Genomic DNA, 13,048 nt, shown 5'->3' with positions numbered 1-13,048 from the left:
TCAAAGGTGAAGACTAGCGCGGTGCCGTTTGTCGGCCTAGTCTGAAAGTAACCGGAGCCGCCCGGATTCCCGTACGTGGCGATTCTGGCTGAATGTCCACACTGGAGGTTTTGATCGATGAGTACATTACGGACAGCAGTACCCGTTATTGTCATGACCACGTTCCTGGCTGGTTGTGCAGGCGTGCAGAAACAGGATTGGCCGACATGTGCGGCCGTGGGTGGCGTGAGCGGTGCCGCGCTGGGGGCCATCGAGAGCAGCTCCTATGCCGGTTGGGGTGCGCTGATCGGTGGTGGTGTCGCGGCAGCCTATTGTTGGGCCAACGGCATGGAAGAGGAAACGGTCGCCGTCGTCGAGACGGTCGAGCCTATGCCTCAGTCCGAGCCGGAACCGGAGCCTGCGGCAGAGCCGGTGCGCGTCGAACTGGACGTCAAGTTCGACTTCGATCGTGATGTGGTCAAGCAGGATAGCTATGGCGACATCCAGAATCTGGCTGATTTCATGAAGGAATATGGCCAGACCACGACCGTGCTCGAAGGCCACACCGACTCCGTCGGTACCGATGCCTACAATCAGCGCCTTTCCGAGCGCCGCGCCAATGCGGTTCGTAAAGTGCTGGTCGACGAGTATGGCGTTGGTGGCGATCGGGTGAATGCGGTTGGCTACGGTGAGTCGCGCCCGGTGGCCGATAACGCAACCGAAGAAGGCCGCGCTATCAACCGTCGCGTAGAGGCTGAGGTCGAAGCACGCCCTTGAGTCGAATGCGGTAACAGATCCAGCCGGGCCCAGTGTCCGGCTGTTTTATTTTACGGCTGTCAGAACGACGGCCGTACGCTGGCCAGCGCGATCACCAGCAGGCCAAGCACGAGGTTGATGCCCACCAGTCGGCGAATCTGCCCGAGCACCGCACCAGCGTCCGGCCACCGCTCGGCCTCGACCGCGCGCTTGAGGGCCGGCAACTGCAGTAGCTGAATACGCAGAAACAGCGCCAGCATCACCAGATACAGACCGGCCATGATGTGAACGTAGCGCGGTGCGCTTTCCAGCGGGCCGAAACGCATGTGCCACATGCCGATGCCGCTTAGCGGCAATACCAGCACCGCCACCCAGACCCAGACGAAAAAACGTCGGAACACATCTGCCCATAAGGTCAACCGTTCCGGTGCCTGCAGCACCGCCACCGCCGCCGGGCGCAGCACCATCCAGGCGAAAAACATTCCGCCCACCCAGACCGTCGCGGCGAGTACATGCAGGGTGTAAAGCAGGGCAAATGACGTCATGGGGCAAATCTCCGGTGGCGGCAGGGCGAACGCGCGCTATCATAGCCGCCCCATTGAAGTACTGAAAATATATACAGCTCCGCGCCCATGCTCAGCACCGAACTCAAGTCCCAGATCCAGGGCGCCTACAGCCGTTTTCTCGAAGCCAAGGGGCTCAAGGCCCGCTATGGCCAGCGCCTGATGATCGCCGAGGTCGCCAAGGTGCTCGGCACTATCAAGACCGACGATGAAGGGCGTCGCGAGAGCGAGCCCGCGGTCGTCGCGGTCGAGGCGGGCACCGGTACAGGCAAGACCGTCGCCTATAGTCTGGCGGCGATCCCCACCGCCAAGGCGGCTGGCAAGCGGCTGGTGATCGCCACGGCAACGGTCGCCCTGCAGGAGCAGATCGTGCACAAGGATCTGCCGGACCTGATGCGCAACAGCGGACTGAATTTCAGCTTCGCATTGGCCAAGGGCCGCGGGCGCTACCTGTGCCTGTCAAAGCTGGATCTGTTACTGCAGGAAGGCCAGGCGCAGAGCGCGACCGCCCAGTTGTTCGAGGAAGAAGGCTTCCGCATCGAGGTCGACGAGCGCAGCCAGAAGCTTTTCACCGGCATGATCGAGAAGTTGGCGGGTAATCGCTGGGATGGCGACCGCGACACCTGGCCGGAGGAGCTGGGCGATGCGGACTGGTCGCAGCTCACCACGGATCACAGCCAATGCACCGGCCGGCATTGCCCCAACTTTCAGCAGTGCGCTTTCTACAAGGCGCGCGAGGGCATGACCAAGGTCGACGTGATCGTCACCAACCACGACATGGTTCTGGCTGACCTGGCCCTTGGCGGCGGTGCGGTGTTGCCCGATCCACGTGACACCATCTACGTCTTCGACGAAGGGCATCACCTGCCGGACAAGGCCATCGGTCACTTCGCCCATTTCACCCGGTTGCGCTCCACGGCTGACTGGCTCGGGCAGGTGGAAAAGAACCTGACCAAGCTGCTTGCCCAGCATCCGCTGCCGGGCGAGCTCGGTCGGCTGGTGGAGGGCATCCCAGAACTGGCTCGTGATCTGCGCACCCAACAGCAGTTCATGTTCAGCGCCTGTGAGCAATTGGCCGATTTCAAGGCCGGTGAGGACATGGAGGGCCGTGAGCGGCCGCGGCACCGCTTCGTCGGTGGCGTGGTGCCGGAGCATCTGATCGAGCTGGGCACCGAGCTGAAGAAGGGTTTTTCCAAGCTGACCGATCTGTTCAGTCGGATCGCTGAACTGCTCAAGGAGGCCATGGACGGCGAAGCAGGTGGCGGAATCGCCAGCCATCAGGCCGAGGAGTGGTACCCGCTGTTCGGCAGTCTGCTGACGCGTTCGCAGAACAATTGGGAGTTGTGGACCGCATTCACCGTCGAAGACCCGGAGGATAGCCCGCCAATGGCGCGCTGGCTGACCCTGGCGGAAGGCGGGGCGCTGTTCGATATCGAGGTCAATGCCAGCCCGATCCTTGCAGCGGAAACATTGCGGCGCAATCTCTGGAATGTCGCCTTTGGTGCGCTGGTGACATCGGCGACGCTCACGGCGCTGAACAGTTTCGACCGCTACCGCATGCGGGCCGGCTTGCCCAAGGCTGCGGTCACCGCCGTGGTGCCGAGTCCTTTTCATCATGCCGATGCCGGGGTGCTGCGCGTCCCCGATCTGAAGGCCGATCCGCGCGATGCTGCAGCACACACGGCAGCCATCGTCCGCGAACTGCCGGGATTGGTCGAAGGTGCACGGGGAACGCTTGTACTGTTCTCGTCACGCAAGCAGATGCAGGACGTGTTCGACGGCCTGGAGCGTGAATGGCGTCGGCGGGTGCTGATCCAGGGCAACCTGTCCAAGCAGGAAACCCTGAACAAGCACAAGGCGCGGGTGGACGATGGCGAGTCCAGTGTGCTGTTCGGGCTTGCCAGCTTTGCCGAAGGCGTCGATCTGCCGGGGGCATACTGCGAGCATGTGGTGATTGCGAAGATTCCGTTTGCGGTCCCCGATGACCCGGTCGAGGCCGCATTGGCAGAGTGGATCGAGGCGCGCGGCGGCAACCCCTTCATGGAGATCGCCGTTCCAGATGCCTCTCTGCGGCTAGTGCAGGCCTGTGGGCGGCTGCTGCGTACCGAGGCGGACCGTGGAACCATCACGCTGCTCGACCGGCGAGTGGTGACGCAGCGCTATGGCAAGGCGATCCTCAATGCGCTGCCGCCGTTCCGTCGCGAGATCAGTTGATAGGCGAGATAACCGGTCGCGATATCACCCCATCACCGCTTCGTCTGGCGGTTTTGTTGCGTAATGGCGGCTGCAAGAATCCCGAGAATTGATTGCGAGAGGTGACAGCGTGCAGGTTCAGGGCTATTTCGATCTTCGTTTCGAGGCCGTTCGCGATGCGTTCGGCGCGCTGTTCGACGGCACCCAGCAGCGCGGCGCGGGACTCTGCGTGCAGATCGGCGGCGAGACGGTCGTCGATCTCTGGGCCGGCGTTGCCGACAATCAGGGCGAGCAGGTGTGGCACAGCGATACGGTGGTCAACCTGTTCTCCTGCACCAAGACCTTCACCGGGGTTGCTGCGCTGCAGCTGGTCGAGGAAGGCAAGCTGCAGCTGGATGAGCCCGTCGGCCGTATATGGCCGGAGTTCGCAGTCAATGGCAAGGAAACCATCACCCTGCGTCAGCTGCTCTGTCATCGGGCGGGATTGCCGGCGATTCGCAGACCGCTAGCCGCCGAAGCGCTGTACGACTGGGACGTCATGACCGCCGCGCTAGCAGCCGAAGAGCCATCGTGGGCGCCCGGCACCGATCAGGGCTACGCGGCGATGACCTACGGCTGGCTGGTTGGTGAGCTCCTGCGTCGTGTCGATGGCTGTGGGCCTGGGGAGTCGATCGTTCGTCGTACGGCGGTGCCGCTCGGGCTTGACTTCCATATCGGTCTCGGCGACTCCGAGGCTCATCGTGTCGCTTATCTCACGCGCACCAAGAACGACTTCGGTGACGCTGCCGCGCAGCGCCTGTTCAAGGCCTTGATGAGCGAGCCGGAGTCAATAAGTGTCCGGGCCTTCAACAATCCACCGTCCATCATGAGCAGTGGTAACAAACCGGAATGGCGACGCATGGCGCAACCGGCAGCCAACGGCCATGGCAATGCCCGCTCGTTGGCGGGTTTCTATACAGGGTTGCTGCAGGGCAAACTTCTGGATGAGTCGCTGCTGCGCGAGATGACCAGTGAGCACAGCGCAGGACAAGACCGCACTCTGTTGGCGGCCACGCGTTTCGGCCTCGGCTGCTGGTTGGATCAGCCGCACGTCGCCAATGCCACCTTTGGTATGGGAGAGCAGGCGTTCGGTCACCCTGGTGCCGGTGGCAGTGTTGGTTTTGCCGATCCGGAGCGTGAACTGGGGTTCGGTTTCGTGACCAATACCCTCGGCCCCTATGTGCTGATGGACCCGCGTGCTCAATCGCTGGCGCGCAGCGTTGCAGCATGCCTGCGTTGAACCACTCGTCACTTCTGGCCTCGCAGGCTTTTCAAAAGAAGGGCTTGCGTCCACAATTTCAACTCGAACTCAATAGTGGCCTCACCTCGATTGGTCGCACCCTCCTAGAACGCTTCTGGTTGACGGAACCTGCCTCATGAACCTGCTGAAGAGCGTCTCCCTGATTTTCTGCATGATCGTCGTTGCCGGGTGCAGCTCGAAGAGCGAGAAACCGAGCGAGGCCGCTGCCCCGGCTACGGTCAAGGTGGATTACGCCTGGCTCGATGAGTACGAGCCGCAGTTGAAGGATGCGCTCGTGGGCAGTGGTTTCGAGGTGGAGCGCCGTGACAGCGTGCTGGTGGTGACTGCGCCGGTGGACTCGTCCTTCAATCCGGATCGTCCCGGCATGCTCCTGCCGGTAACCCTCGGGCCGATCACCCGTGTTGCAAAGCTGGTCGAGAAGGACGACAAGACTGCCGTAGTCGTACTCGGTCATGCCGACAGCACTGGCTCTGCGGACACCAATCGCACCGTAAGTCGCGAGCGTGCCGGTGCCGTGGCGGCCATTTTCCGCCTGAGTGGCCTCAAGCATAACCGCCTGCGCATTCGAGGCCTGGGTTCCGACATGCCGCGTGCAGCCAACGACAGCAAGGAAGGCCGGGCTCTGAACCGTCGGGTCGAGATGGTACTGGCGCCGCAGGCGACGATGCTCGCATTGATCGCGAAGTACGAGCGGCCGGCGCAGGCCGCGACTCAGGTGGCGCAAGCCGAGGTCGCCAAGTAGCGCTGCCAGGCATTGGATATCGACAGGCCCGCATGCGGGCCTGTTTTCGTTGGGCATGGTTGCCTTGAATCAAGCGCGTTGCCTGAGCACGCGGATAAGCTAGTTCATGCAGGCCGGCTGGGTTCAACCACCGTCGCCCGGCGAATGGCCGCCTGGTAGGCTGAAGCCTGCTTATTCGACTACAAGGAGCCCCGCGATGATCCAGACCCTGGCCGATATGCGCCGTGACTACACCCGTGACGGACTCAGCGAGGCCAATGCACCAGCCGAGCCGTTCGGATTGTTTCGCCAGTGGTTCACCGAGGCCACGAAAACCGAACAGGCGCCGGTGGAGCCTAACGCGATGTCCCTGGCTACGGTCGACTCCGACGGCCGTCCTCACTGTCGCATCCTGCTTCTCAAGGCGCTGGATGATCGAGGCTTTACCTTTTTCACCAATTACGACAGCGCCAAGGGTGAGCAACTGAATGCTTCGCCCTATGCAGCCATGACTTTCTTCTGGCCGACACTCGAGCGTCAGGTTCGTATCGAGGGGCGGGTGGAGAAGGTTACTCAGGAAGAGTCGGATGCTTATTTTCAAGTCCGCCCCTTGGGTAGCCGGCTCGGTGCCTGGGCATCGCCGCAGAGCCAGGTGATTCGCGATCGGGCCGAACTTGAGCGTTTGCTGGCGGAAACCGAGCAGCGCTTTCTCGACACGGCACCCCATTGTCCGCCGCACTGGGGAGGTTATCGCCTGTTGCCGGAGCGTATGGAGTTCTGGCAGGGCCGGCCTAGCCGCCTGCATGATCGTCTCGACTATCGTTTGATCGCAAACAGCTGGCAGCGGGAGCGCTTGGCGCCCTAAATGGTCTCCCAGCAACGAACTAGTCCAGGCGCTGTTGCTCCAAGCCTCTTGTACCGGAGAGCGGCGCTTTGCTGGAGCGCCAGCGGGTAAGCTCTCGCGCCGTGCTGGCAACGTTCTGTAACCAGCAAACGATCACCTGGTGCTAGGGATGTGCTTTCCGATGGTCAGAGACCATGAAAGCGTGGTTTGTCTGTTTGGGTCTGATTTTCTGAAAGTGTCCGAATCAGAGGCCGGGGTAGTGTTGTACCTGCTGCTCCAGCCAGCTTTGTAGTTCCCGCCGCTTGATCTTCTGACTCTTCGCGTCGGCGAGGCGTTGTAGCATCCAGCTGCGCTTGTCTGGGTCGCTGCCGGCGATTGAAAGCGCCAGGTCCCGATCGGCCCAAAGTCGGAAGCGCATGATCAGCCAGCCGTGAAAAGCCAGGCCAGCTATGGTGGTGATGGCTATGATGAAGTAATCCATGGATCGTCTCGGCGAGAGGAACCGGTGCGCCAGGTTCGACTCGCATAGGTATGCTAGGAAGGTAGTAAATGCTGAGTCAGGACGGAGAAGTTGCCAAGCGCTTTTTTGTCGCTACTGCTCATGCCGCCGTTCAGAACGAAACAGCTGTCCGCAGGAGAATTGCAATGCGTAGGTCCATTTATGTCGCTTCCTTTACAGCTCTGACGCTCGCTCTGGGTGGGTGCGCCTCCAGCCTGACCGGAGATACCTATTCTCGGGACGAGGCGCGAGCCGTACAGACTGTGCGTTACGGAACCATCGAGTCGCTGCGCCCGGTAAAGATCGAGGGAACCAAGACCCCCATCGGCACTGGCGCCGGTGCCGTCGTTGGCGGCGTTGCCGGCAGCGGCATCGGCGGCGGCCGTGGCAGTGCGGTTGCTGCAGTGATTGGTGCGGTGGCAGGTGGCATGCTGGGGTCGGCGGCGGAAGAGGGGATTACCCGCACCCAGGGTGTCGAGATCACGGTGCGCGAGGATGATGGCAACATGCGCGCCTATGTGCAGGCCGTGGAGCCCAATCAGGTGTTTCGGGTCGGACAACGGGTTCGCATCCTCACCGTCAGTGGTACCAGTCGCGTGGCGCCCTGATCTTCATAGCAGCTGCCCGAGGCTGAGGTCAGAGCGCTGTCACCGCTCCGTTAACGGAGCGGTGACAGCGCTTTTTGTTTTTCGAAATACATGAATCCATGACGCCAGCATCATCGGTATGGATAATCGGGCACACATTTATGTGCTGTTTCAGGCAGTTGCTGTGCCTGCAAGGATAAGAATGCCTCCGCTCAGGTGGCTTAAGGGGTCTCGTTCATGGCGCTTGCGCTGATCATCGCTTTGCCATTTCTGGGCATCTTCCTGCCTTTGCTCCTGGAGCGGTTTGGTCGCTCCGCTTGTGCCTTTGGCGCGGGCCTGGCGCCACTGACAGCGCTGATTCTGCTGCTGACCAAACGGGCCGACGTATTTGCCGGCCAAACCGAAATCATCCATTACGAGTGGTTGCCGCAGCTCGGACTCAACCTGAGCCTGCGCCTTGATGGATTGGGCTTCCTCTTCGCCCTGCTGATTCTCGGCATCGGTCTCCTGGTCATTCTCTACGCACGCTATTACCTGTCGAAGAAGGACCCAATGGGGCGATTCTTCGGCTTCTTCCTGTTGTTCATGGGCGCCATGCTCGGCGTGGTGCTGTCCGAGAATCTGCTGCTGATGCTGATGTTCTGGGAGCTGACGAGCCTTTCGTCGTTCCTGCTGATTGGCTACTGGAACCATCGCGCCGATGCCCGCCAAGGCGCGCGCATGGCGCTCGCCATCACCGGGGGGGGCGGCCTCGCCTTGCTCGCCGGGATTCTGCTGATCGGCCATATCGTCGGCAGCTTCGAGCTCACAACCGTGCTCGCTTCGGGCGATTTGATCCGTGCCAATTCGCTGTACCCGCTGACCTTGATTCTCGTGTTGCTCGGTGTGTTCACCAAGTCCGCGCAGTTCCCTTTTCACTTCTGGTTGCCACAGGCAATGGCAGCGCCCACGCCGGTATCGGCCTTCCTGCATTCCGCGACGATGGTCAAGGCCGGTGTCTTCCTGCTCGCTCGGCTGTATCCGGCGCTGGCCGAGTCGGAGTGGTGGTTCTACATGGTCAGCGTCACCGGGCTGGCGACATTGCTGCTGGGTGCGGTGATGGCGCTGTTCCAGCACGACCTGAAAGGCCTGCTGGCCTATTCCACTATCAGCCACCTGGGCCTGATTACCTTGCTCTTTGGCCTGGATTCGCGTCTTGCAGCGGTGGCGGCGATCTTTCACATCATTAACCACGCAACCTTCAAGGCTTCGCTGTTCATGGCCGCCGGGATCATCGATCACGAGACGGGCACTCGCGACATGCGCCGCATCAATGGCATGTGGAAGTACATGCCACACACCGCGGCACTCGCGATGGTGGCGTCGCTGGCAATGGCCGGTGTCCCATTGCTCAATGGTTTCCTGAGCAAGGAAATGTTCTTCGCCGAGACGCTCGATCAGCACCTGCTCGGTAGCTTCTATTGGACGATTCCCGCGGCAGCGACGCTGGCCGGTGCGTTCTCGGTCGCCTATTCGCTGCGTTTTGTTCACGACGTGTTCTTCAACGGCGAGCCGATCGATCTGCCGAAGTACCCGCCACACGAACCTGCACGCTACATGAAGATTCCGGTGGAAATCCTCGTGTTGCTCTGCCTGCTGGTGGGGATGCTACCGGCTTTCACCGTAGGCCCATTGTTGGCGGCGGCGGTGTCGGGAACGCTGAATGGCAACGTGCCTGAATACAGCCTGTCGATCTGGCACGGCTTCAACTTGCCGCTGGCCATGAGCTTTGCTGCGCTGATTGGCGGGATACTGATCTATTCGCTGCGCAAGTGGGCGTTCCGCTGGTACGAAGGGTTGCCCACGGTCGATTCGCTGGAGGTGTTCGAACGGGTGATGGGCGGACTGACCCTCGCCGCACGTCACGTCACCTGTCTGCTGGAAAACGGCTCGCTGCAACGCTACATCGCCCTCATGCTGCTCAGTACGCTGGTGCTCGTGGTTTTTGCGTTGACCCCGTTGGAAACGCTGCATGGGCCGGTCGCGCTGACGCCGCTTGATGGAATCACCGTGCTGGGTATGGCGATTCTGGCGCTGACTTCGCTGCTGACCGTGCTTTTCCATCGCCGCCGTCTGACCGCGCTGATCGTACTCAGTGTCGTTGGTCTCATGGTTGCGCTCGGGTTTGCCCGTTATTCCGCCCCGGATCTGGCGCTGACCCAGCTTTCGGTAGAGGTGGTGACGATCATCCTGCTGATTCTCGCGCTGTTCTTCATGCCCGACCGTACGCCGGCCGAGTCGAGCAGTCTGCGTGCCTTCCGCGATTTCGTTCTCGCGGGCGGCAGCGGCACCATGGTCGCGCTGCTTGCCTACACCGTGCTGACCCGGCCCTATGACAGCATCGCGTCGTACTTCCTCGAGAACAGTGTTTCCGGCGGCGGCGGCAAGAACGTCGTGAATGTGATCCTGGTGGACTTCCGTGGGTTCGATACCCTGGGCGAGATCGCAGTGCTGGCGATCGCCGGCGTAGGCATCTATGCGCTACTCAAAGGCCTGCGCCTGCCGCACCCGGTTCGCGACTACGGCGGGCGACCCTGGTCGGTTGACCGGCACCCCATGGTTCTGGATGCACTTGCCCGCGCGCTGCTACCGATGGCGCTGCTGATTTCCGCCTTCATCTTCCTACGCGGGCACAACCTGCCGGGTGGCGGATTCATTGCGGGTCTCATCACCGCGGTGGCACTGATTCTCCAATACATCGCGCATGGCGTGAGCTGGGCACAGGCGCGGCAACCGATCAGCTATCACGCACTCTGCGGCGCAGGCCTGCTTATTGCGGGGCTGACGGGGCTGGGCAGCTGGGCGTTCGGCTACGCGTTCCTGACGTCGTCATTCGGGTATTTCCATCTGCCTCTCGTCGGAGAGTTCGAGCTGGCGACTGCAATGCTCTTCGATCTGGGGGTTTATCTGGTGGTTGTCGGCGCGACATTGCTGATTCTTTCCAACATCGGCCAGGTCAGCCAGGACGATTCCAACAGGGAGGTGCTGTAGTGGAAGCGCTGTTCGCAATCACGCTGGGAATCATGACGGCCAGTGGCGTCTATCTGCTCCTGCGTGCCCGGATCTTTCCGGTGGTGATGGGGCTGACGCTGATTTCCTATGCGGTCAATCTGTTCATCTTTTCCATGGGCCGGCTGGCGACCGGCGTTCCGGCGGTGATAGGCAAGAGCGCGGAGTATGGCGATCCGCTGCCGCAGGCGCTGGTGCTTACGGCCATTGTCATCGGCTTCGCCATGACCGCTTTCGTGGTGGTGCTGGCGTTGCGCAGCATCGGAGAGCTGCGTACCGATCACGTCGATGGTGAGGAGCCGCGCAAATGAATCATGCGTTGATTCTCCCGCTGCTGCTGCCGTTGTTCATGGGGGCGCTGTTGCTGTTCGCTCATCGCGCCAACAAGTCGACCAAGCGCCTGCTTTCACTGGCGGCAACCTGGACCCTGGTCCCGATTGCGATCTGGCTGGTGCTGCTTGCCGATGATGGCCAGCTGCGGATCTATGCGCTGGGTAGCTGGCAGCCGCCATTCGGCATCATTCTCATGCTGGACCGGTTGAGCGCGCTGATGCTGCTGGTGACGGCGGTGCTGGCTGGTTTCGCAGCGCTTTATGCCTGCCGTGGTGATGACGAGCGCGGGCCGAACTTTCACGCCCTCTATCAGTTCCAGCTGCTCGGCATCAATGGTGCCTTCCTGACCGGCGACCTGTTCAACCTGTTCGTGTTCTTCGAGATCCTGTTGATCTCTTCGTATGCCTTGCTGCTGCACGGCCATGGTCAGCGCAGGGTGCGCTCGGGTATGCACTATGTTGTGCTGAATCTGCTCGGCTCCTCGCTGTTTCTGATCGGCGTGAGCATGCTCTACGGACTGCTGGGCACCCTGAACATGGTCGACATGGCTGCCCGTGTGAGCGCGGCCGATCCGGCCGATGCGCCGCTGCTGGCGGCCGCCGGGTATCTGCTGCTGGTGGTGTTCGCGCTCAAGGGCGCAATCCTGCCGCTGTACTTCTGGTTGCCGCGGGCTTACGCATCGGCCACCGCGCCGGTCGCTGCGCTATTCGCGATCATGACCAAGGTCGGTCTGTACGCGATCATTCGTGTGTTCACCCTGGTCTTCGGCAGCGAAGCGGGCGAGTTGAGCGGCATGGTCGATGTCTGGCTCTGGCCGCTGGCTCTGCTGACGCTCGGTGCGGCCGTGATAGGCGCATTGGCCGCTCGCAGCCTGCAGGTGCTGCTGGCCTATCTGGTGGTCGTGTCAGTGGGCACGCTTCTGGCGGGTATTGCGCTCGGCAGCGAGGCCGGGCTTGCTGCGGCACTTTATTACCTGGTCCACAGCACGCTGGTTGCGGGCGGCTTGTTCCTGCTCGCCGATCTGATAGCTCGTCAGCGCGGAGACCTGGGGACCGATCTGATTTCGGCGCCTGCGCTGCGTCAGCCGCTGCTGCTGGGCACGCTGTTCTTCATGGGCGCCATCTCCGTGGCCGGTTTGCCTCCGTTCTCCGGCTTTCTCGGCAAGGTGATGCTGCTGCGCGCCATCGAGCTTGGCGCAGACGCTATCGCGCTGTGGGCCGTGGTGCTGGTCGGCGGGCTGGGCATGCTGATTTCACTGAGCCGAGCCGGCAGCCTGGTGTTCTGGCGTCCCAGTGCCGAGGCGGTGGGGCAGCCTGCAGATGCCATTCGGGTTCTGGCGACGGTCGGCCTGCTGCTTGGTAGTGTGATGCTGGTTGTCGCCGCCGGCCCGCTGCAGGCGTTCGTGCAGGCCACTGCTGCGCAGTTGCTGGATGTTGCGCCTTATCTGCAGATACTTCAGGGAGGTGCGGCATGAAGGCGCGCTGGTTACCTAATCCCGCCCTGACCTTGATGCTGGCCATTCTCTGGCTGTTGCTCAACAACACGCTCAGCTTCGGGCAGTTCTTGCTCGGTCTGTTTCTTGGTTGGGCGATTCCACTTCTGGTTCGGGGGTTTCTCATTGAGGTGCCGCGCATACGCAAGCCGCTGCAGCTGTGCGTGTTCTCGCTCAAGGTGCTCTTTGACATCGTCGTGGCCAATGTGCACGTCGCCAAGCTGGTGCTGGGGCCGAAGAAAAACCTGCGCCCTGCGTTCATCGAGGTGCCCATGGCCATCGAGAACGAGTTCGTCCTGTCCACACTGACCAGCATCATCTCGCTGACGCCTGGGACGGTATCTGCCTGCCTGAGTCAGGATCGCCAGATGCTTATGGTGCATGCGCTGGACGTGCCTGACGTCGATGCGCTGATCGCTGACGTCAAGCGTAACTATGAGGCGCCACTGCTGGAGATCTTCGAATGCTCGCCTACGTGATTCCGTTCTGTATGGCCGTTTTGGGGCTGGCGGCGGTGTTGAATGTCGTTCGTCTGGTCCAGGGGCCGGACATGCCCGACCGAGTGCTAGCGCTCGATACGCTGTACATCAACGCGCTCGCGCTTATCGTGCTGTTCGGCATCTGGCTCGCCTCCGACCTGTTCTTCGAGGCTGCACTGCTGATTGCCGTGATGGGTTTCGTCAGTACCGTGGCAGTCGGTAAGCACCTGCTGCACGGCGACATCATTGATTGA

Annotated in this window: 13 protein-coding genes; 11 read left to right on the top strand and 2 right to left on the bottom strand. The window is 61.7% G+C overall.

Going from position 1 to position 13,048, the window contains the following annotated elements:
• Nucleotides 1–117 precede the first annotated feature (117 nt).
• The gene (locus tag LLJ08_RS20985; protein ID WP_473243922.1) at nucleotides 118–756 is read left to right on the top strand and encodes an OmpA family protein; all 639 of its coding nucleotides are present in this window, start codon (nucleotides 118–120) and stop codon (nucleotides 754–756) included.
• Nucleotides 757–815: 59 nt separating this feature from the next.
• Here LLJ08_RS20985 and LLJ08_RS13950 read toward each other — a convergent pair whose 3' ends face one another.
• Nucleotides 816–1,280, bottom strand: coding sequence for a CopD family protein (locus LLJ08_RS13950; RefSeq protein ID WP_228207290.1), 465 nt, complete (start codon nucleotides 1,278–1,280; stop codon nucleotides 816–818).
• Nucleotides 1,281–1,367: 87 nt separating this feature from the next.
• On the opposite strand from LLJ08_RS13950, the gene dinG reads away from it, so the two are divergent.
• The 4 genes from dinG to pdxH all read left to right on the top strand — a co-directional run bounded on the left by dinG (nucleotide 1,368) and on the right by pdxH (nucleotide 6,377).
• The gene (gene dinG / locus LLJ08_RS13945) at nucleotides 1,368–3,512 is read left to right on the top strand and encodes an ATP-dependent DNA helicase DinG (RefSeq protein WP_044315647.1); all 2,145 of its coding nucleotides are present in this window, start codon (nucleotides 1,368–1,370) and stop codon (nucleotides 3,510–3,512) included.
• A gap of 109 nt (nucleotides 3,513–3,621) precedes the next feature.
• On the top strand, nucleotides 3,622–4,770 hold the full coding sequence (locus LLJ08_RS13940; RefSeq protein ID WP_044315661.1) for an EstA family serine hydrolase: 1,149 nt from the start codon (nucleotides 3,622–3,624) through the stop codon (nucleotides 4,768–4,770).
• Nucleotides 4,771–4,906: 136 nt separating this feature from the next.
• Nucleotides 4,907–5,533, top strand: coding sequence for an OmpA family protein (locus LLJ08_RS13935; RefSeq protein ID WP_228207289.1), 627 nt, complete (start codon nucleotides 4,907–4,909; stop codon nucleotides 5,531–5,533).
• 196 nt (nucleotides 5,534–5,729) lie between these two features.
• Nucleotides 5,730–6,377 carry a pyridoxamine 5'-phosphate oxidase gene (pdxH, locus tag LLJ08_RS13930; RefSeq protein WP_014819894.1) on the top strand — a complete coding sequence of 216 codons (648 nt, stop codon included), beginning with the start codon at nucleotides 5,730–5,732 and terminating at the stop codon, nucleotides 6,375–6,377.
• A 223-nt stretch (nucleotides 6,378–6,600) separates the two neighbouring features.
• Here the strand turns inward: pdxH and LLJ08_RS13925 are convergent, their stop codons facing one another.
• Complete coding sequence (locus tag LLJ08_RS13925; RefSeq protein WP_023443738.1) at nucleotides 6,601–6,837, bottom strand: hypothetical protein; 237 nt, start codon at nucleotides 6,835–6,837, stop codon at nucleotides 6,601–6,603.
• A gap of 164 nt (nucleotides 6,838–7,001) precedes the next feature.
• On the opposite strand from LLJ08_RS13925, the gene LLJ08_RS13920 reads away from it, so the two are divergent.
• From LLJ08_RS13920 to LLJ08_RS13895, 6 genes are all read left to right on the top strand, one after another.
• Complete coding sequence (locus tag LLJ08_RS13920; RefSeq protein ID WP_041013547.1) at nucleotides 7,002–7,463, top strand: outer membrane lipoprotein; 462 nt, start codon at nucleotides 7,002–7,004, stop codon at nucleotides 7,461–7,463.
• A 216-nt stretch (nucleotides 7,464–7,679) separates the two neighbouring features.
• Nucleotides 7,680–10,472, top strand: a complete 2,793-nt coding sequence (locus LLJ08_RS13915) for a monovalent cation/H+ antiporter subunit A (RefSeq protein WP_014819897.1) — start codon at nucleotides 7,680–7,682, stop codon at nucleotides 10,470–10,472.
• The gene (locus LLJ08_RS13910) at nucleotides 10,472–10,801 is read left to right on the top strand and encodes a Na+/H+ antiporter subunit C (protein WP_003299385.1); all 330 of its coding nucleotides are present in this window, start codon (nucleotides 10,472–10,474) and stop codon (nucleotides 10,799–10,801) included. Before LLJ08_RS13915 ends, LLJ08_RS13910 begins: the two co-directional genes overlap by 1 nt.
• Nucleotides 10,798–12,297 carry a monovalent cation/H+ antiporter subunit D gene (locus LLJ08_RS13905; RefSeq protein WP_023443741.1) on the top strand — a complete coding sequence of 500 codons (1,500 nt, stop codon included), beginning with the start codon at nucleotides 10,798–10,800 and terminating at the stop codon, nucleotides 12,295–12,297. The genes LLJ08_RS13910 and LLJ08_RS13905 overlap by 4 nt, the downstream gene beginning before the upstream one ends.
• Nucleotides 12,294–12,794, top strand: coding sequence for a Na+/H+ antiporter subunit E (locus LLJ08_RS13900; protein ID WP_014819899.1), 501 nt, complete (start codon nucleotides 12,294–12,296; stop codon nucleotides 12,792–12,794). Before LLJ08_RS13905 ends, LLJ08_RS13900 begins: the two co-directional genes overlap by 4 nt.
• Entirely contained in the window at nucleotides 12,779–13,048 is a 270-nt protein-coding gene (locus LLJ08_RS13895; protein ID WP_003299380.1) for a K+/H+ antiporter subunit F, read from the top strand. The genes LLJ08_RS13900 and LLJ08_RS13895 overlap by 16 nt, the downstream gene beginning before the upstream one ends.

It is taken from the genome of Stutzerimonas chloritidismutans, assembly GCF_020783375.1.
GTDB classification, from domain to species: domain Bacteria; phylum Pseudomonadota; class Gammaproteobacteria; order Pseudomonadales; family Pseudomonadaceae; genus Stutzerimonas; species Stutzerimonas kunmingensis.
Note: the sequence above shows the minus strand (reverse complement) of the source record. Positions and strands in the feature narration are given on the sequence as shown.